This is a genomic window from Viridibacillus arenosi, assembly GCF_001955655.1.
GTDB classification, from domain to species: Bacteria; Bacillota; Bacilli; order Bacillales_A; family Planococcaceae; genus Viridibacillus; species Viridibacillus arenosi.
This window is the reverse complement of the sequence record NZ_MSPW01000010.1, coordinates 71,856-92,561: the sequence shown is the minus strand read 5'-3', so window position 1 is coordinate 92,561 and position 20,706 is coordinate 71,856. Positions and strand designations below refer to the sequence as shown.

Genomic DNA, 20,706 nt, shown 5'->3' with positions numbered 1-20,706 from the left:
GCTGTTTCTATTTGTTTAATCATTGGTTTACTTATGTTCTTTTGTGGATGATTGATATGGAAAAAGAAAAAGCTTAGTTTAATCGCTGGTTTCCAGGAATCTGATTTTAATGGGGACAAGGAAAAACTTGCAAAAGATATATGGATATTCTCGATATTTATAGGTGTTGTTGGAATCGCATTTCCTTTTAGCATTCAGTTAATTGGTGAATGGGTAGCGTGGGTATTGACGATTGTCATTTTTGTAAGCTCCATTTTTAATGTCATTAAGATTAATATTGGAAATAATTGATGTGACTTATGTGTGAAATAAAACTCTACATAGTATATAGCTACCTGTTATCCATCCATTAAAATCGTTATGCTATACTAGATGAATCATCAAAGCAGTAGAGAAGGGAATTTTCAAATGAACGGACAAAATCGAAGTGACGTAAAACCTGGACTTGTCGTAGATATTATCTTGAAGAAAGATCAACGAACAGGTATTAAAACGAGAGGTGTCGTAAAGGATTTATTGACGAATTCTTCTTTCCACCCTCATGGAATTAAAGTTCGTCTTACAGATGGTCAAATTGGCCGTGTATGTGACATCATCGAATAAAAATAAAAAGCTGGGAATGACTGATTTGGTCATCCCAGCTTTTTATCTTGAAGTAGTTTTGAAAACAAATGCTATTGTGTCATGGCTTTATTCATTGTATTCTGTTGTAAAACTAAATAACGTTCCATTTTTATTTGACTGTAAAGTATATTTTATATTCAATGACCTAGATATATCTTCAATTATTTTTAAACCTAGCCCCGTATTATTATGAGCGATATTGAAACCAATTCCATTATCTTGGAATGAAATAATATTATTGTCTACGATAATTTCTAGTTTTGTTGCATTTGAATGTTTTAATGTATTTTGGAAAATATTATCGAACAATCTTTGAAGCCATAAATCGTTACTTACCCATGTTAAATCTTTATTTAATGTACTATAAATCAAATCAATATCATGAATGCTATACAAATAACTCCACTTCTTGCACATGACTTCTAATAAATTATTCATATTCACTTCATCATTTAGGATATAAGAATTCTCCAACGAATCAGTAGAATGTATATTCAGTTCATTTGTTAAATCAGAAATGTATTGTATTTGTTGGTAGAGTGATTCTAGTATAGGTACTTGATCAGTAAATTGGTCTTCTAAATAAAACAATTGTAATCTAACGGTAGTTAACGGTGTATTTATATCATGCCTTAATTTATTTAAAAGTTCTTTTTTTATTTCTTCTTTTTGCTTTAGTTCTAATTCTCTATACGTCGTTCTTTCGATTAATATATTTACAGACTTGATTAGTTCACCTATTTCATCATCTCTAGTTACAACTATTTTTTCAGGGATTTTTTCATCACTAGCCAAATTTCTAATAGTTTTATTCAAAATATTAATTTTGTTTAATAATGAGTTAATAGATTTCGAAAATAAAAAGGCTAGCAAAAATAAAGAAAGTAAAAATAGGAACAGCATAGTTGGATATGCAAAAGATTCATGAAAAGGGATGTCTTGATGTTTTGATTTAAAGGTAGCATTATAAATTATTGACATAAGCACACTAATCACTAGTAACAAAAAGGGCACACTAATAATTGCAGAAAATAATAATAACTGATATTTCTTTTTTAAATTCATTTTTTTATATAGGTATTTAATCTATACCCTTCTCCATATATATTTTGTATAATCTCACCATTAATATCATTAATCTTTGTTCTAATTTTTTTCATGTGTACGTTTATGATATTTTGATTTCTATCATCTAATGGCCATAAATAATTAAAGAAATGTTCTTTTGTCAAAATGCGATCTCTATTATCATATAAATAAAAGAATATTTTTCTTTCAATAGATGTAAAAGGAACCTCATTATTTAAGTTATTATTAAAAACCCTAGTAAGATCCGCATCAATATATAAATGTTTGATTTGTGTAAAAGTACCGTATTGATTCTCTAGCATTTTCTGAATTCTTAGTAATAACTCTCTAGGGTCAAATGGCTTTATCATATAATCTTCACCGACTGTCAAACCTTGAAGTTTGCTATCAATATCCTGCCTTGCAGATAGAAAAATAATCGGGATATTTAAACCTAAATTTTTTATCTTTTTGGTGATTTGATAACCATCTTCACCGGGTAACATGACATCCATTATAACTAAGTCTATTTTATGGATTACATCTAGTACTTCTTTACCGTTTGTTTTCCAACAAACATTATACTCTTCGCGTCGTAAAATCTTCTGTAGTAAATGACCAATCATAAGATCGTCTTCAACAATTAAAATGTTATATTCTTTCATTGGTTTGACCTTCCAGTATCATAATTAATGTAAATCGTTTAATTTTTCTCTACTCTATTATTAATAAAATCCTTGGCAAGGTTATAAATCTTATCTGGTGAATATAAATAAATGCTGTGCTTTCCTTCTATAGTTAGCACATCGGATATTAATAGTTGTTCTGCAAACTCTTCATAATCTTTATTTTTCTGCTTAGTATATTTTGAATTTTTATTTTCTTCAGCAATTGCATCTAAAAATAAAATAGGTGTTTCTGTTGGTATCGGTAGGTCAACTGATTTTTTACCATTTTCGTATACCTGTAAAAGTTCTTGCTCCATATTGTTATTAAAAAACTGTTTATATGAAATGGCTTTAAATACTTCTTTTTCATGTTCAGTTAAAAACGACTGTTTAATTACTTCGGGATTAAATGTTAAAGAAGGAAAGAGTCGATGAATACCCACTTTTGATAAAAGATTCATTCCTCTTACTGTTATTGAATCAACTAGGCTCATTTTATGAGTTACATACTGTTGGGGTAAACCAATATCTAAAGCAATAATTCCCTTCACTTCATTTGGGTATTTTTGCGCCCAGTAAATAGCTTCTAATCCAGATAAAGAGTGTGGTACTAATATATATGGTGGTGTATTACCACTCTGAATAAGTGCGCTTCTAGTTTGTTCTAATATAGTGTCGATATCTCTGTTATCGTTAAAAACATCACTGAGACCATAGCCCGCTCTATTAATTACAGCAATTTTATTTTCTGTTGAGAATTTGCTATAAAGACCTTTCATTTCATAAACAGGGGCAGCTACTCCTGAGCCGGGCATAAATACATACGTATCCTCACCTCTACCTTCAATGTAAACATTAATCTTTTTACTATTAAAATCGACTAACGCACCTGCATTTTTAATTAGTGCCGACTCTTTCTTTAAAAGATAATTATGGTAGGTAAAGATGGATGCGGTTACTAGTACCATTAAGATAATGAACAGAACAGATAGTTTTATTAATACTTTAATTATTTTTCGCATAGTATTCTCCTTTCGACTTATATTAAAAGGATATAATATAAAAATAAATTTCTAATTAATTTTCTAGTAATTAATTTTTCGTGATTTTATCAAAGAGGAACTGGGTGAAATGATTATTGGTTTTGCTTACTGGAAAAAATATAATATGAAAAATTGAGCAATATTGTATTTACATTACCACATTAATGCAATTTCTGACGGGCTTTTTTCACAAAAAAACCCATTAGATAATAAAATCCAATGGGGGATAGTTAGACAATGTTAATCTGATTGATATGTTATTCAAAAAATGCACTTGAGTATTCAACTACACCTGAAACATTACTAAGAGCGTTATCACTTAATTCAAATGCCATAATTGCATCATCCGGCACTTCAAAAGGTGCTTTTATTTTCCATGATGATGCTTTTTTAAATCCGAATTGCGGATAATAGTCTGGGTGTCCTAATACGACAACAGATTTGTAACCGAGTTCTTTAGCTTTTTCTAACGCTGTGTTTATTAAAAGCTTGCCAATGCCTTTGTTTTGATACTCAGGTAATACAGAAACTGGGGCAAGTGCAAGAGACTCTGTAGATTGATCCACATTGATTATTTTAATTTTTGTTAAAAGAATATGCCCAATAACTTCATCATTAACAACTGCGACTATAGATAATTGAGGGATGAATGTATTAGTTTTTCTTAAGCGGTCCACTAGCTCATGTTCTGTTTTATCACTAAATTCCATGTTCACAAATGCTTTTTGTACAACATTTTCTGTGAATTTATAATCTGAAGATTGCTCTTGTCTAATTGTTATGTTCATTTTTACAACTCCTAAATACATCGCTTTTCTAATATTTACCTTTAGTTTAGCGTAATTCTTTTAGCGTTTAATCATTTTGTAAGTTCTTGGTTTTAAAACACTTCATTCAATGAAATAAAAATGTTCTCATTTTACTTATCAGTTATTAATTATAATTTTTCAGTAAAAAGGTGCTCACATATTAGAGCGCCTTTTTAGTATAAATATTTCACAATAGGTCATAAATAAAATGCGCGGATTAATATAAATGACTCGTTTTGTAACCTAGGAGTGAGCCGTAGATGAAATTAAACATACTATTGGAACATGTAGATAAAGCTGTGAATTCACATCTTCTTGATATTGATGTAGATATAAAAGGGATCGCCACAAATTCTTCTTTAGTACGTCCTAACGACATTTTTGTAGCAATTCCAGGCTATCGTGTAGACGGTCATCAGTTTATAGATGCCGCTATTCAAGCGGGAGCGAGTGTAGTGGTTGGAGAGAAAGACTTAAAAGACTTGATTGTACCTTATGTTCGAGTAATTAACAGTCGTTTAGCACTTGCGCAAATAGCGTGTCAGTTTTATGGTAACCCTTCACGAAATAAGATTGTAATTGGTATTACTGGTACGAATGGTAAAACCACAACTACCTATATGCTTAAGTATATTTTGGAAAGCTGCGGAAGATCTTGTTCTTTATTTGGTACAGTTCAGAATGTTGTTAATGGAAAAACCTTACCCTCTGTAAATACTACCCCCGATGCACTAGAACTTCAAAAGCAAATTGCCCTGAGTGAAGATGAATTTATAATAATGGAAGTTTCATCACACGGTCTTTCTCAATATCGTGTAGAGGGTGTAGAATTTGATTATTGTTTATTTACAAATTTAGATAAAGAACACCTTGATTATCATCGTGATATGGAGGCTTACTTCTCTGTAAAGGCAAGCCTGTTTGATCAATTAAAGCCTAATGGACTAGCCATTATTAACCATATGGACAATTGGGGGAAGAGACTAGCAGATCTTTTAACTTCAAAAGGATATCAAATATTTTTGGTAGGCGACAAAAGTTACCATGATCTACAAATCGTTCATTTCAAATCAGGTGTATCAACAGTATCCCTTAAAGGGAATCAAAGTTTCGAATTAAGTCTTAACATTTTAGGGAAGCACAATATTCTGAATGCTTCTATGGCTTTTTTAACTGCTTTATTGATAGGTATTCCACAACAAAAAGTTGTTTATGCTTTAGAAAAATTTCCGGGAGTACCCGGTAGATTTGAAATGCTACAACATCCTAATGGAGCTACAGTTGTAATAGATTATGCTCATACAGCAGATGCCTTTTATCAGTGTCTTCAAACGGCAAGAGAAGAAGGCGCCAATCGTGTATTTCACGTTTTTGGATTTAGAGGGGATAGGGATAAGGAAAAGAGACGGGATATGGTTAGTGTTTCCAAAGAAATAAGCGATGTTCATATTCTAACATTGGATGATTTGAATGATGTTCCTTATGAAGAAATGGAGCAGGCTCTTTATGCATTAAGTGATGGAGGGTATGTCATTTCTGATCGAACAATAGCGATAAAAGAGGTATTGGAGCATGCCCATAAAGGAGATTGGGTTTGTATAACAGGTAAAGGGGCAGAAGATTACCAACAAAAATTTCGTTTGCCAACAGCCTCTGATAAGGAAACAGTCCAGTTTCTTTTTCAAAAAATTGATGAAGCAACAAATGGAGGGTTTGAGCCTCTTCATTAATGGAGAATCAATAACGTGAAAGAATTGATATTGTTAAATGCAATTGGATTTTAAAATATAAAACGATATGCAATCTTCCTAAACGATGTAATTGAGAGCCTTTTCAAAATTAATTAATTCTAAAATATTTTGTCCAAAAATGTATAACGCATCAAGTGAAGTAAATAAACTCATTAAATTTAATTGAGACATGTTAAAAACTCTTTTTGATTGAAATTTAATCAAAAGGAGTTTTTTTGTGTATTTGCTTAAACATTATTTAAAAGTTATATAAAGAATTTACTTTAATACGCTTACGAGAAATATAGAATTTATTTGCTGGTTTTAATAAAAATAATAGTTGACTAAAGCCACTTTCTAATTTAAAGTAAATCTAAAATTCAGAATAGGATGAAAATTAAGAAATGTCAGAAAAAATAATACAAGATATAAAAAAGTTTAATCGTTTTTACACACGTCACATGGGGCTTTTTAACATTTACACCGATGAAAGTCCTTATTCAGCTACGGAAGCATTAATTCTATTTGAAATCTCCAACAAGAAAGACTGTACAGCTGCATATTTATCAAATTATTTTCTATTAGACAAAAGCTATATAAGTAGAATTCTAAAACATTTTGAACGAGATGGTCTTATAGCAAAGAAGCTTTCTGAATTGGATCGTCGTATTCAACATATAGAGCTCACAGATATAGGAGAGGAGGCATTAAAAACACTTGCTGATAAGGCTAGTAACACTGTTCAAAGTATGATTGATAAAATTTCTGAAGAAGAAATCGAAATCCTAGTTGAATCGATGAAAAAAATCGAAGAGATATTATATTCAAAAACTCAATAAGGGGGAGCATCGTTATATGAAAAAAAGTATCTTTGTTTTATTAGCAGTAAGTTTATTGTTAATGTTATCTGCTTGTACTGAGGGTACAGCAGGTACGAGTAATTCAGGTAAAGAAGGTAACACTTCCTCATCAAATAAAGATAGCCTTGTCATTGCATTTGAAGCTGATGCTGGAACTTTAATGGCAAATACAGACGTTAATTATGTAACTGACACACAAATTCGTAATGTCTATGATGCCCTTATTGGTCGGGATGGTCAATCTGGGGAATTCGTCCCTGAGCTTGCTGAAAAATGGGAAAACGTAGATGAATTGACTTGGAGATTGAATTTAAAAGAAGGAGTCAAATTTCATAATGGAGCTGATTTCGATGCCAATTCAGTCAAATTCAGCATTGACTACATCTTGGACGATGCGAATAAATCATTTTATAAAACTCGATGGGTGGACGTGAAAGAAGTGAAAGTTATTTCACCGTTGGAAGTTGAGATCAAAACAAGTAAGCCTTTCCCAGGCATAATTCAGCGTATTGCTGAAGATTTACTAATAATGGAACCAGGCTATGTTAACGAGGTAGGAACAGAAGTAGCAGCAAAAAAACCAGTAGGAACTGGAGCCTATAAATTTGTTGAATGGTCTAGAGACAACTATTTGAAATTAGAAGCTTTTGAGGATTATTGGAGAGGGAAACCACAAATTAAGACATTAGAGTTCCGTTATATCCCAGAATATAGTTCACGTTTATCTGCTTTCTTAAGTGGAGAAGTAGATTTGTTTAAAAATATTCCAGTGGATTCAGTTGGGAAAATTGAAGGTGATGATAAATCGAAAGTAGAAGAAGTTGCATCAGCACGTATTAATTACCTTGCTTTAAACACATTTTTTGATGGTCCACTAAAAAATGAAAAAGTTCGTCAAGCATTAAATTATGCGGTGGATGTAGATGAATTACTCAATTCGGTTTTGAATGGCCATGGGACAAAAATGACAGGTCCGCTTTCAGAAATCAATTCAGCCTACATCGAAACTAAAGGCTATGATTACGATAAAGAAAAGGCAAAAAGCTTATTGAAAGAAGCAGGATATGAATCTGAAACTTTAACCTTAACGTTGGATACACCAAATGGTCGTTATCCTATGGACTCCCAAGTTGCTCAAGCTATTGCTGCTCAGTTACAGCGAATTGGTGTGAAGGTCAATGTTCAAGTGAACGAGTGGGGAGCACATTTGGAGAAAATAAGAAATAGAGAAATGGGTGACATGTTTATTCTAGGATGGGGACCAGCATTCGATCCGCAATCTACAATTGAGGATCTCTTCACAAAAGTTGCACCGTACAGCAGTTTTTATGACAAAGACATTGAAACAAAAATTTATAAAACAACCGCTTTGTTTAATGAAGAGGAAAGACTTGATGGATTTGCTGAACTTCAAAATAGTTTAGTTAAAAAAGCTGCTTGGGTTCCTTTATGGCAACAGGCAGACTTATATGCTGTCCGAAAAGACTTGAATTTCAAAGCTCGAGTGGATGAGAAAATGCAAGCGTATGAGATGTCATGGAATTAAAAATTCTATTATAAATTGGGCGAATTAAGAGGGATTTGTTGTTTCCCTCTCTTTTAATAAATAGGTAATAAATATTTATCTGATTTAAGGGGGTTGAGTATGCTTGATTTTATAATCAAAAGACTGATTCAAGTAGTGGTTGTTGTCTTATTAGCGCTTACTGTTGTATTTTTTCTAATACGTTTATCTGGTGATCCAACAGCTCTGTTCTTACCCCCAGATGCTTCAAGGGAACAAATTGAGGAATATAGAGAAATGTTGGGGTTTGATCGTCCAATATATATTCAATATGGAGAATTTATGATGAATGCGGTTCAAGGTGATTTTGGCCAATCTTTACGTAGTAGAGAAGATGCTTTACCACTCGTATTGAGTCGTTTACCTGCTACATTTCAGTTAGCAATATCAGCATTAATTCTTTCCTTATTGATTGCCATTCCTCTAGGTGTGCTTTCTGCTTATAAAAGAAATTCAGTTTTTGACAGAATTAGTGTCGCTTTTACTGTACTAGGTCAAGCTGTCCCAAGCTTTTGGCTAGGTCTAATACTCATTTACTTTTTTGCTGCTCAACTAAATATACTCCCTTCAGGTGGTGCAGGTTCAATAGTACATTTAATTCTTCCAATGATAACTCTAGCGGCTTATAGCGTAGCAAGGTTTACTCGCTTCACTAGATCCACCATGTTGGATGTGTTAAGAAAAGATTATATCCGAACCGCGAAGGCTTCAGGGGTGCCAACTATTCGATTAGTGGGGCGATACGCACTTAAAAATTCACTTATTCCAATTATCACGTTGGTAGCACTTGATTTAGGTACCTTACTCGGAGGTGCTGTTATTACAGAAGTCGTTTTTGCATGGCCAGGGGTTGGAAGGTTATTAATGCAATCCCTTATGAATAGAGATTTTCCAATCGTACTTGCTGGTGTATTTATCGTAGCCCTAATTTATGCAGTGATTAATTTCATTGCGGATATATTGTACGCATATGTTAATCCGCAAATTCGAGTAAAGTAGGTGAGTGAATGACAGTAAATTTTCCAAAAGTACCTCATACAACAAAGCTACTGAGTGTTAGAAAAAATAGACAATCGGCAATAACTACTTTTTTCTTAAATCTAATGAGAAGTTGGACAGGAATTATTGGATTTATTATCATACTAATCTTGCTATTAATAAGCATTTTCGGTCAATGGATTGTTCCTTTTGATCCTCTTCTTGCAGATTTCAGTAAAAAGTTGTTACCTCCTATGACTGGGGGTCATCTGTTAGGAACGGATCAGTTAGGAAGAGATATATTTTCTAGAATAATTATGGGAGCAAAAATATCCGTGATTATAGGTTTAAGTACTGTGCTTCTTGCTGGTACATTTGGAACAATTGTTGGAATCATCTCAGGCTACTTTAGGGGATGGGTTGATGTCGTATTAATGCGTATTGTTGATGTCCAATTAAGCTTTCCTTTTATTCTATTGGTTTTAGTAATTAACGCTATTATAGGATCAGGTCTTCGAAATATCATTATCTCACTTGCTATTGGAGGCTGGGTTATTTTTGCCCGTGTCATTCGGAGCGAAGTTCTTGCATTACGTGAACAAGAATTTATAACTGCATGTGTGGCAACAGGTGTTTCAAAATTTGGGATATTGTTCAAACACATTCTTCCTAACTTATTTACACCAATTATTATCCTGTCTTCCCTTCAAATTGGGACTTATATTATTGCAGAAGCCTCTGTAAGTTTCTTGGGTTTTGGTGTTCAACCTCCAGAACCAGCATGGGGCAATATGTTGAATGAAGGTAAGGATTATATTTTCAGTTCGTGGTGGCTAATCACATTTCCCGGAATCGCCATTATGATTACTGCTCTGGGTGTTAACCTTTTTGGAGATTGGCTCCGTGATACATTGGATACGGAATTGAAAGGTGAATAGCGAGGAGGGACGATTGTAATGGAAAAAATCTTGCAAGTAAAAGACTTACGTATTCAATTTAATAATGGCAAAGAGAAAATCCAACCTATAAGAGGGGTATATTTTCATGTGAATAAAGGAGAAACCCTCGGCATTGTAGGTGAGTCAGGATGCGGGAAAAGTGTGACATCCCTATCTGTTATGGGACTTCTCCCGCAAAAAACGAGCGAAATTGTTTCTGGAGAAATTCTATTCAATGATAGAGATTTATCGAAATTAACTGAAAGAGAGTTTCGCAAACTACGCGGGAATGAGATTTCAATGATATTCCAAGAACCCATGACTTCCTTGAATCCTGTATTTACTATTGGTAAACAACTGAGCGAACCTTTAAGGCAACATAAGAAGATGTCTAAATCTAAAATACGGGAAACGATTATTGCAGTTTTAAAGCAGGTTGGTCTTCCGAGAGCTGAGCAGATTATCGATGAATATCCACATCAATTGTCTGGAGGGATGAGACAAAGGGTGATGATTTCACTTGCTTTGTTGTGTCAGCCTAAGCTCATGATTGCAGATGAACCTACAACAGCCTTAGATGTTACGATACAAGCCCAGATATTAGAGTTGCTAAAAAATATTAAAAGAAAGAATGATATGAGTTTAATACTGATTACACATGATTTAAGTGTTGTTGCAGAAATGTGTGATCGTGTAGTCGTAATGTATGCTGGTGAAGTAGTAGAGGAGGCAGAAGTAAATGAATTATTCGATCAACCGTTGCATCCATATACCCAAGGACTTATACAATCATTGCCATCGAATAATAAAAGAAAGAGTAAACTGTTTTCCATCCAAGGACAAGTACCAAAACCATCTGAAATTAAAGAAGGTTGTGTATTCGCAAATAGATGCCCATTTGTATTTGGAAAATGTTTGACAGAAACTCCCCCCTCTTTTCAAAAGGGAAAGCATATTAGCAAATGTTGGCTTCAGGATCCAGAGGGAATGGAGGTGAAGCATATTGGAGAATCAAGTACTGTTATCAGTTAAAAATTTAAAAAAGTATTATGAAATTTCCCAAGGAATGTTTAAAGAAAAGATTGTAGTAAGAGCTGTGGATGATGTGAACTTTACGGTAATGAAAGGGGAAACCTTTGCATTGGTGGGGGAGTCTGGATGTGGTAAATCAACAACAGGCAGGGCGATATTAAGATTGACTGAACCAACTGATGGAGAAGTCAAATTCAACGGAACAAATTTAGGTTTATTACCATATGAGAAAATGCGTTCTCTTCGTAAACATATGCAAATGGTATTTCAAGACCCATATGCTTCACTAAATCCGAAAAAAAGTATCCGGCAAATATTGATGGAACCATTGAAGGTTCATAGCAAATTTGACAAAAAAGAATCTTTACAAAAGGTTATTTCGATACTTCAGATAGTCGGATTATCTGAGTATCATTTGGACCGGTATCCTCATGAATTTTCTGGTGGTCAAAGACAGCGAATCGGGATTGCACGCGCGATGATACTTCAGCCAGATTTTATTATTGCAGATGAACCAGTATCTGCTTTAGATGTATCAGTACAATCACAAGTAATCAATCTGATGCTCGAACTACAGAAAGAATTTGGGTTAACTTATTTGTTTATTTCACACGATTTAAGCGTTATTCAGCATATGACTGACCGTGTAGCAGTAATGTACTTGGGGAAAATCGTGGAGATTGCGAAAACAGAAGATTTGTTTAATAACCCGAAGCATCCATATACCCAAGCCCTACTATCTGCAGTACCGATAACTCATCCAAAAGAAAAGAAACAAAGAATTATTTTGAAAGGGGATGTGCCTAGTCCGGCTAACCCGCCATCTGGATGTACGTTTCACCCAAGGTGCCCATTCGCAATGGAGATATGCAAAACAGAGTTACCAGATCAAGCTGAATTTGAAGAAGGTCACACGGTAAATTGCCATTTATATAGCCAAAACAAGGAGGAGATTACTTATGCTATTAGCCATTCCTAAGTATGAATTTAAGGAGCGCCAACAAAAGTTTTTTGGGAAATTAGTTGAAAAAAATTGTGATGCTGCAATCGTGTTTTCAGTAACAGATATCTTTTATTTAACTGGTTTCCATTTCCACCCAACAGAGAGACCAATCGGGGTATTTATAGACCCTAACCAAAATGTTCACTTATTTGTACCTGCATTGGAGCATGAACATGCTAAAGAATACGGTGTTGTAGATTTTGTTCACTCATATCCTGAATATCCAGGAATTAAACATCCAATGGAGTACTTAAAGGAAGTATTAAAGGAGTACGGTTTTGAAAATAAAACAGTAGGCTATGATGCTATTGGGTATGGTTCCTCAATGGGCTATCGTGGTCAGTCGGTAGATGCAATAATTACCGTCAAAGAATTTGTAACATTAAAAGGTGTTATAGAGGAAATGCGTTTTATTAAATCTAAAAATGAAATTGAGCTAATTAAAGAATCTTGTCGTTGGGGTAATTTAGCACATCGATTATTGCAAAAGTATACTAAAGCCGGATTGAGCGAGATTGAGATTACTAGTAGAGCTTCTATGGAAGCTACTATGGCAATGATTGAAACATTAGGGCAAGAATATAAGCCTCACGGGAGTACTGCTTATGCTATTTTCAGAGGCCAAATCGGCCCACAATCCGCATTTCCGCATGCTGTAACTCAAAATATTGTGCTGAAAAAAGGTGATACTTTAGTAACTGGAGCTGCTTCAGACGTCTTTGGTTATACGAGTGAATTGGAGAGAGTTATGTTTGTAGAAGAAGCAAACAAAGAGCAAGAGAGATATTTCCAATACATGTATGAAGCACAAGAAGTGGCGTTTTCAGCAATAAAACCTGGTATACCATGCTCTGCAGTTGAGGAGTCGGTTCAAAAATACTTTAAAGAAGCTGGAATAACAGAATTAACCAGCCATCATACAGGTCACAATATTGGATTACTTGGTCATGAAGCACCATTCTTTGATTTAGGAGATCATACAGAAATAAAGCCTGGAATGGTATTTACTGTGGAACCTGGTATTTATGTAAAGGGACTAGGCGGATTCAGACATTCAGATACGGTTCTTGTCACTGACGAAGGCATCGAAATGTTAACATATTATCCTAGAGATTTGCAGTCTCTCATTTGTTGATAGATTACTTTACACTTGGCCATGTTCTGGCTAAGTGTTTTTTTCTACCTAAAAATAAATATAGTGTTTACCCTCAGTCTTTACGATTTACCGTAGATATTAATCAAACCTTAAATTCATCTATTAGCAAAATAAGCAGAAATAGAAATGAACCAAAAATACATACATATTAAAATTAATATAATATAAAAGTCAAAAGAAGTTACTACTAAAATAATAAAAATCATAAAAAGTGTATACAATACGGTGACTAAAATACTGAATGGAAGTTTGTTTTTAAGACTTACTTCTACTTGCAAAATTATAAAAATCATTGAAGTCAAAATTGGCCACCAAAACATAAATATATTGTAAAACATATAACCACTTCCTTTTTTTGGTTTATATGGATAATATAATATTATACATTAATGGTAGAGGTGGTGGTATAAAATGAAACTTAAAAAAGATTTATTACTATTTTTGCAGGATTAACAATTCTATCTATTTCAATTTTCGGATCATCAACAATTGAAGTAGCAGTCGCTAGTCATCCGGGTTATGATGATGCAGGACTTTGCGTAATAGCTTATTAGTCTAACTCCGCCGCCTCCTTTTCCAGAACTTTGTACAATAGTGTCGTCGAAATTGGACTATTGGCTCTCTGATTGGAAACAACCATGCAGAAGAGGTAATATCACGTGTATAGTCTTCGATCAATTCTCTTGTTGTGCGTGGAATCAAAAAGCGCTTGGTTTTCTTCGTATTTTGCTTGTTTATTCCCAAATGTGTTTTCCCTCGTCCACTTGCTGTGTTTCAATGAAATTATCAAAATGAAACTTTTATAAAACTCTTACGTAAATACATAAATAACAACTTCTATGGAGGTGCCCACATGAAAGATATATTTAAAGGTATTCTAACACTAATCTTAGCCTTAGCTATATGGGATGGAATCAAATACATATGGAATTATTTTGTTTAAACTCCGACTAAATAGCCATTCTTTGGTTGTGTTGCTGTTTTAATAAATATTTTCAATCATCTGTTTCGTTTAATGTGTCAAAAATGGGATAACAAAATAATAGCAATATGGTCCCGATTTATAGGGTAGGGGTAACTATATTTACAATGAATTTCGCCTATTTTTTAGCTGAGAATCGTGTTTATACAGCTGTCTTAGAGGGATTAAGTGATCAACCAGTTTTGAAAAATTGGCTTAAAAGATATACAAGTGTCCCTACAAGTTGGAAAAGCTATTGCAGAGGAAGAGACACAAGAAATATGTATTTTATGAAATCTATTGGCTTATCATTTAACGTTTCCAGACTTTTTATCAAAGTTCTTTTAATAACGTTAGGTTTTGATTTTCAATTTCCCTCATTGTTAATATGGGATAAAAACATATAAATAATCAAGAGATTTGATTAATAAGTTATTTTTTGTGTCGATAAAATAATCGTGCTCATCTCTATAGATATCCTTATTAACTAAAACTTTTTTACAAGTTCGAATAAATCTCTTAAACGATTTCCTCAATTTGAATTCAATAGTTAAATTATTTACGTTTTTTTATTCAAGTTTTTATAATAAATTGTGTGTAAAGTTTATTTTTTAAATTATAGGGAATATTAAAAACCGAGAAGTAAATTCAGAAAGGATGAATGTAAATGAAAAATTGGAAAATGGCATTAGGGGTACCACTTTTGTTTGGTATGTTGTACGGTTGTGGTTCTGACAAGGCAACAGATAAAACGGGTGACACGACTGTTAAACAGGAAGAAACGGATACTAACACTAATACAGATACAAATGCGAATACAGATACAAATACAAACACGGACACAAACAAAGATATGAATAACAATGGACAAGCAGGGACAACGGAAAATTTACCTTATAATTTTGCAGAGTTTTCGTTAGATGTTGATTATTCACCGACAGAATCTTATGAAGTTGATTACGAAAATGAAACTACAGGTGTAGAAGTTGAGTTAGATGATGACCGTAATAATGTGAAGCTTAGAGGAGACGAAGCTTTGTCTAAGTTAGAGCCTATGTTTAAGAAGCTTAAATTTGATGCATCTACAGCAAATGATGAAGTAATCGATCATGTGATTTCTGTCTTTGGCATAGATAAAAACTATACTTCGTTTGAACTTGAAGTGAAATTCGCGGATGGAACAGAGAAGGAATATAAGAAAACAAAGTAAGATAAGAATGTGTTTTAAAATACTATCACAATATTCAAAAGCTCCTTGCAATTTTTCGTAGCAAGGAGCTTTTTCTCGAAATTTTGTATATTTATTAACCTTGTGAAATGTCTACTCTTCTGAATTTATAAGTACTTGTTTTTTCGGTTTACTACGAGACCACACTACTACTGGGATCAGTAAAAGTGAGAGAGTACTTCCTACAAAGGAAAGTGTAGCATAACTAGAACTTGCTACGACGATGCCTGACATTGCTCCGGCAGATGCTCCAGATAAGGCGATTAAAACATCTACTGTCCCTTGCGTTTTTGCACGAGTAGTAATATTCGTGGCATCTACAATAAGTGCTGTTCCACTAATAAAGCCAAAGTTCCAACCCATGCCAAGTAAAACAAGCGCAAGGATTAAGAAAGGCAACGAATCTCCAGGCGCTAAAGCTGCAACAATGCCAGATGCTAGCAGTGTTGCACCAGCAGCAATGGCCATAGTGATACGGCCCATTTTGTCTACGAGTATTCCAGTTATAAGGGATGGGAGATACATTGCTCCAATATGAAAGCCAATTACCAAACCTATTGCATTTAATCCATGTCCATGATGTCCCATATGTACTGGTGTCATAGTCATTATTGATACCATGACTATTTGTGTTAAGACCATTATTGTAGCTCCAACTATTATACCTCGTTTATTCGTTAGTTGAGTCGTAGAATATGCTTTTGAATTTTTACTATTATTAGTGTCCTTAGCTTCTGCAATTGCTTTTGCCACGATGAAAGGATCTGGGCGAAGAAAAATAAGTATTACTAACCCTGCTAAGATAAAAGCCGCTGCACCAAGTATAAATGGACCAGCTAATGGTGGAATACCTATGGAGATAGCCACCCCTCCCATTACGCCTACTAAATTGGGCCCTGCGACCGCACCTAATGTCGTTGACACCATAGCTATACTGACAGCAGTTGCTCTCTGAGTAGAATTTGCTAAGTCTGTACCCGCGTAGCGTGCTTGTAAGTTAGTCGCTGTACCAGCACCATAAATAAGTAGTGAAGCAAAGAGTAGAATGATGTTATCTGTTGTAGCAGCTAATATTACACCTAATGCCCCAACTCCTCCAGCTAAAAAGCCAGTTGTGAGACCCATACGACGTCCAAACCGTTGAGTTAGGCGACCTACAATTAGCGCTGCACTTGCTGAACCTAAAGTTAAGAATGCTACAGGCAATCCTGCAAAACTATCTGTACCCAGCATATCTTGAACTAAAAGTGCCCCAACAGTTACTCCCGCAGCTAGCCCAGCACCACCAAATATTTGTGACATAACAATAATGAATAATGTTCGCTTATACAATTGTCGCTGTTTTTCTGGAGACTCAATATAACTTTGTAACCACGAAGCTTGGGTTTTTAATGCTTTAGAATCGTTATCTTCAATTGCCAATACAAGTCCGCCTTTCAATAAATAAAAATTAATTCACATGATTAGTTGTGAATTTATGTGTTTTTAAGGAACTTACTTTAATGCACTTCGACTATATAAGATATTCTTCGGAATTAACAATATACAAAGCTTCCTTATTTTTAAATAGGGTTACTATAACAACTCTAGTATTCTTCTAGTTTATAGGTGATAGAGTAATTTATCAATAATTCTGAAAAATTTTGTAGTTCAATCAATTTAAAATAATCCTTTGAATAAGAACACTGCTGTACACCATATAAAAATACTTGAACATTTATTGAAAAGATTCATTAGTGTTCCTGAGCTATCAACTTTTTTCATCGTTGCTCCTGCTAATGTAATACCGATAAACCAACACCATGATACGGCAATACAAGTAACAGTGAAAATAACTTGTTCCATGCCAGTGTATCGTAATGCACTTGTCCCAATTACAGCTACCGTATCTAAAATAGCATGTGGATTTAATAGTGACACCGATAATGCAAAGATGATTTGTTTCTTCATCGTTAAGTTTTTTCCTGTCTCAACTGTTGCCGGTTTAGAAGTCCAAATGGAATACCCCATATAAAGTAAAAAAATGATTCCAACACTCATTAACCCCAAGCGTAACCATTCAAATTGCAATACGATGGCAGATAAGCCAAACACCGCAAGTACAATAAGCAAAGTATCACAAAGTGAAGCAGCAATAGTCGCAGGTAGTGCCTTCAATAAATTTGGTTGCGAAGCACCTTGCGAGAAAATAAAAACGTTTTGTACACCTAAAGGTAAAATAAGTCCAAATGCTAGTAAAAATCCATGTAATATAGCTTCCATATCAAAAAACTCCCTTCCATTACAACTTTATCTATGTTACAACTAAAAGAAAACATCCAATTGGTTGGTTTTTAACCCAACCAATTTTTTAAAAAAGGAGAAGATCTTTTTGCAATGGAAACCAAAACGACATTCACAATTATCACTTCATAGTCAAATTGTTGATTGGATGACTTCTCTTATACAACAAGGTGAATGGACAATAGGGATGAATCTCCCACCCCAACGAAAGTTAGCTGAAATGTTGGAAGTGAACCGTAGTACTATTATTCAAGTATTAGATGAGTTAAAGGCCGATGGATTACTTGAAACAAAAAGAGGCGGGGGAACTTTTGTGGCTAATAATAGCTGGAATGTTCTACTAAACAAATCACAGCCTAATTGGCAAAAGCATATTCAGATGAGTATTCATAAGCCTAATTACCATACAATTCAACTAATCAATGAATATGAGCAAGATGTATCCATGATACGGTTAGGTACGGGAGAACTGTCTCCAGAATTATTGCCAACCAATTTACTAGAAGAATCACTACAATCCATGACACTTAATGCTCGAGATATAGGTTATTCAGAACCGAAAGGGAGTAAAAAACTGAGAATGGTATTAAGTGATTATTTGGGTAAACAAGGTATTCATACGTCTCCTGAAAGTATATTAATCGTTTCGGGTGCGTTACAAGCGCTTCAATTAATTTCAGTAGGATTACTTGAACAGCAATCCATTATTTTTCAAGAGCATCCTTCTTATTTGAATTCTATTCATCCCTTTCAATCTGCTGGAATGCAGATGGTGTCAGTACAAAGCAATGAACGTTTAGCTGAAACATTAAAAACTTTAAAGGGAAAAAGACAATCTCTTTTTTATACTGTACCTACATTACATAATCCTACTGGGCGAATAATGTCAGTGGAGGAACGCCATCAATTATTGGAAATCTGTAGTACGTTACAAATACCAATCATTGAAGATAATGTATACCAAGAATTATTATTTGAGGAATCTGTTCCGGCTCTAAAATCATTTGATCACTCAGGACAAGTTTTATATTTGGGTAGTGTATCAAAGACTTTAAGTCCAGGACTCCGAATTGGCTGGGTAGTCGCGCCTGAACCGGTTATTAATCGACTTGCTGATATTAAAATGCAAACCGACTACGGATCTAGTGCTTTTTCACAAAAAATCGTCGCACATTGGATAGAGACTGGATTATATGATCAACATCTTGGACAACTGCGTCAACAATTACAACAGCGTACTTCATTTGTTGAAAGGATATTAACAAAAGATTTTAAAGAAGTAGCAACATGGGATAAGCCAAAAGGGGGCTTTTATATTTGGCTACGATTTAATGAGCCTATAGTTAATAAAGGATTGTTTTTAAAACTTATAAAGCAAAAGGTTCTTATCAATCCTGGTTACATATATGATCCTAATGATATGCATCATATACGTTTGTCTTATGCATATGCTTCATTGGCTGAATTACAAGAGGGGCTGGCTATATTGTTATCCATTATTAAATTACAATAACCAATTGACACTGGTGTTTATGTGATAAAGTTATTACTTCAAGAAGCGAAAATGTATTTTGGAATTAATCAACATTTAAAAAGCAATCTCATCCTGAGGTTGCTTTTTTGTATCACTTAATGATATATTACTTTTAGATATATCATTAAGTGATACATTTGGAGGTGCTAAGTTGAAGTCACTTGAACAATTAACAGATCCAGTTTTTTATATTATGACAGCATTGGCAAAACCAAAGCATGGCTATGCAGTGATGAGCTTAGTGGAGGAAACAACGAATGGCGCATTTGTCATTGGACCTGCTACTTTATATACGATTATTAAAAAGTTATTAGCTGAAGAATTGATAGTGCTACATGACGCATCAGATTCTCGCCGTAAGGTATATGTACTTACGGAAAAAGGGAGAACCGTTTTAAAAGAAGATATTGAACGCCGCAAAATAATGATTACGTTAGCGGAAAATGAACTTACAAAGGGGGGCTAAGTATGACGAATATGAAATATATGATGTCTGGGGGATTAGCATTTTCCGAGCAAAAGGATATGCAAAAGTTACAGAAGAATGCACAAAAAGGATGGCATTTAAGTAGTTTTGCAACACTTGGTTACAACTTAGAGAAAAAGGACCCAGAGGATGTACAGTATAGTATTGATTATCGTAAGTTAGAAAAAGATGAAGAGGAGGAATATTTTGAATTATTTTCTACAGCCGGTTGGACACATGTATGTTCAAGTTATGAAATGCATATTTTCAAAGCTACACCTAAAACAAAACCAATTTACACTGATGTAGAATCGAATATTGATAAAATTGCACGATTAGCTAGACCAGTTAATATTTCCACCATTTTTGTTGCACTTATTGCTATGTTATTTTGGGTGATCATGACATTTACAAATAGTCCGTTTCAGCAAATAGGTACATGGCTATTTATAGGTTCATATGTATTATTGATGCCGATGCTAGGGATGCTGGTTGTTCTACAGTATCGAAAGTGGATAAAAAAGAGTTAAATGTATTGATAAGTTGAAATGAAGTTCGATAATTTGACTATTTTCTATGGAAAGTTTGGTCTATATTTAACTTATTTTATAAAATAGTTATTGGTAAAACTCCATTTCCTATATTAAGTAGTTTCTTAAGAAAGGAGCCTATATGGCTCCTTTTTCAACAGCTAGAATAAAGTTTATTCTATTAGTGAGGAATTTCAGAATAGAATAATGTCTATTAGAAGAAGTGATGAA

At 34.0% G+C, this 20,706-nt stretch carries 20 protein-coding genes; 14 read left to right on the top strand and 6 right to left on the bottom strand.

Translation table 11 applies throughout. The features are described 5' to 3' along the window. The first annotated feature begins 51 nt into the window (after positions 1 to 51). A complete protein-coding gene (locus BK137_RS16610; protein WP_051448822.1) occupies positions 52 to 291 on the top strand; it encodes a DUF3784 domain-containing protein in 240 nt (79 codons plus the stop codon). 117 nt (positions 292 to 408) lie between these two features. Continuing rightward, the gene (locus BK137_RS16605; protein WP_038189444.1) at positions 409 to 603 is read left to right on the top strand and encodes a YwbE family protein; all 195 of its coding nucleotides are present in this window, start codon (positions 409 to 411) and stop codon (positions 601 to 603) included. Positions 604 to 690: 87 nt separating this feature from the next. Here the strand turns inward: BK137_RS16605 and BK137_RS16600 are convergent, their stop codons facing one another. From BK137_RS16600 to BK137_RS16585, 4 genes are all read right to left on the bottom strand, one after another. After that, the gene (locus BK137_RS16600; RefSeq protein WP_038189441.1) at positions 691 to 1,689 is read right to left on the bottom strand and encodes a sensor histidine kinase; all 999 of its coding nucleotides are present in this window, start codon (positions 1,687 to 1,689) and stop codon (positions 691 to 693) included. Further along, positions 1,686 to 2,357 (bottom strand): response regulator transcription factor, encoded by a 672-nt coding sequence (locus tag BK137_RS16595; RefSeq protein ID WP_038189438.1) that lies wholly within the window; start codon positions 2,355 to 2,357, stop codon positions 1,686 to 1,688. Before BK137_RS16595 ends, BK137_RS16600 begins: the two co-directional genes overlap by 4 nt. 38 nt (positions 2,358 to 2,395) lie before the next feature. Then, positions 2,396 to 3,382, bottom strand: a complete 987-nt coding sequence (locus BK137_RS16590) for an alpha/beta fold hydrolase (RefSeq protein WP_038189436.1) — start codon at positions 3,380 to 3,382, stop codon at positions 2,396 to 2,398. A 278-nt stretch (positions 3,383 to 3,660) separates the two neighbouring features. Then, a complete protein-coding gene (locus BK137_RS16585; protein ID WP_038189433.1) occupies positions 3,661 to 4,191 on the bottom strand; it encodes a GNAT family N-acetyltransferase in 531 nt (176 codons plus the stop codon). Positions 4,192 to 4,472: 281 nt separating this feature from the next. On the opposite strand from BK137_RS16585, the gene BK137_RS16580 reads away from it, so the two are divergent. The 9 genes from BK137_RS16580 (at position 4,473) to BK137_RS16530 (ending at position 15,644) form a co-directional block, all read left to right on the top strand. Further along, positions 4,473 to 5,942, top strand: coding sequence for a UDP-N-acetylmuramoyl-L-alanyl-D-glutamate--2,6-diaminopimelate ligase (locus tag BK137_RS16580; protein WP_038189430.1), 1,470 nt, complete (start codon positions 4,473 to 4,475; stop codon positions 5,940 to 5,942). Positions 5,943 to 6,346: 404 nt separating this feature from the next. Then, entirely contained in the window at positions 6,347 to 6,781 is a 435-nt protein-coding gene (locus tag BK137_RS16575; protein WP_038189426.1) for a MarR family winged helix-turn-helix transcriptional regulator, read from the top strand. Positions 6,782 to 6,797: 16 nt separating this feature from the next. Then, positions 6,798 to 8,348 carry an ABC transporter substrate-binding protein gene (locus BK137_RS16570; protein ID WP_038189423.1) on the top strand — a complete coding sequence of 517 codons (1,551 nt, stop codon included), beginning with the start codon at positions 6,798 to 6,800 and terminating at the stop codon, positions 8,346 to 8,348. Positions 8,349 to 8,447: 99 nt separating this feature from the next. After that, a complete protein-coding gene (locus BK137_RS16565; RefSeq protein ID WP_038189420.1) occupies positions 8,448 to 9,365 on the top strand; it encodes an ABC transporter permease in 918 nt (305 codons plus the stop codon). A gap of 8 nt (positions 9,366 to 9,373) precedes the next feature. Then, positions 9,374 to 10,282, top strand: coding sequence for an ABC transporter permease (locus tag BK137_RS16560; protein WP_038189416.1), 909 nt, complete (start codon positions 9,374 to 9,376; stop codon positions 10,280 to 10,282). Between the two features lie 18 nt (positions 10,283 to 10,300). Beyond that, positions 10,301 to 11,314, top strand: coding sequence for an ABC transporter ATP-binding protein (locus tag BK137_RS16555; protein WP_038189413.1), 1,014 nt, complete (start codon positions 10,301 to 10,303; stop codon positions 11,312 to 11,314). A 34-nt stretch (positions 11,315 to 11,348) separates the two neighbouring features. Further along, positions 11,349 to 12,293, top strand: coding sequence for an ABC transporter ATP-binding protein (locus BK137_RS16550; protein ID WP_051448827.1), 945 nt, complete (start codon positions 11,349 to 11,351; stop codon positions 12,291 to 12,293). Further along, positions 12,274 to 13,452 (top strand): M24 family metallopeptidase, encoded by a 1,179-nt coding sequence (locus BK137_RS16545; RefSeq protein WP_038189407.1) that lies wholly within the window; start codon positions 12,274 to 12,276, stop codon positions 13,450 to 13,452. Before BK137_RS16550 ends, BK137_RS16545 begins: the two co-directional genes overlap by 20 nt. A 1,649-nt stretch (positions 13,453 to 15,101) precedes the next feature. Beyond that, a complete protein-coding gene (locus tag BK137_RS16530) occupies positions 15,102 to 15,644 on the top strand; it encodes a YusW family protein (RefSeq protein ID WP_038189399.1) in 543 nt (180 codons plus the stop codon). Positions 15,645 to 15,755: 111 nt separating this feature from the next. On the opposite strand, the gene BK137_RS16525 is transcribed toward BK137_RS16530, so the two are convergent. Both BK137_RS16525 and BK137_RS16520 read right to left on the bottom strand, forming a co-directional pair. Next, a complete protein-coding gene (locus BK137_RS16525) occupies positions 15,756 to 17,078 on the bottom strand; it encodes an MFS transporter (RefSeq protein ID WP_412104699.1) in 1,323 nt (440 codons plus the stop codon). 243 nt (positions 17,079 to 17,321) lie between these two features. Beyond that, entirely contained in the window at positions 17,322 to 17,924 is a 603-nt protein-coding gene (locus BK137_RS16520; protein ID WP_038189392.1) for a LysE/ArgO family amino acid transporter, read from the bottom strand. Between the two features lie 109 nt (positions 17,925 to 18,033). Here BK137_RS16520 and BK137_RS16515 point away from each other — a divergent pair, with 109 nt between their 5' ends. The 3 genes from BK137_RS16515 to BK137_RS16505 all read left to right on the top strand — a co-directional run bounded on the left by BK137_RS16515 (position 18,034) and on the right by BK137_RS16505 (position 20,475). Then, positions 18,034 to 19,458, top strand: a complete 1,425-nt coding sequence (locus BK137_RS16515) for an aminotransferase-like domain-containing protein (protein ID WP_038189389.1) — start codon at positions 18,034 to 18,036, stop codon at positions 19,456 to 19,458. A gap of 172 nt (positions 19,459 to 19,630) precedes the next feature. Next, on the top strand, positions 19,631 to 19,945 hold the full coding sequence (locus BK137_RS16510) for a PadR family transcriptional regulator (RefSeq protein ID WP_038189386.1): 315 nt from the start codon (positions 19,631 to 19,633) through the stop codon (positions 19,943 to 19,945). Between the two features lie 2 nt (positions 19,946 to 19,947). After that, a complete protein-coding gene (locus BK137_RS16505; protein WP_076035113.1) occupies positions 19,948 to 20,475 on the top strand; it encodes a DUF2812 domain-containing protein in 528 nt (175 codons plus the stop codon). Positions 20,476 to 20,706: the final 231 nt, after the last annotated feature.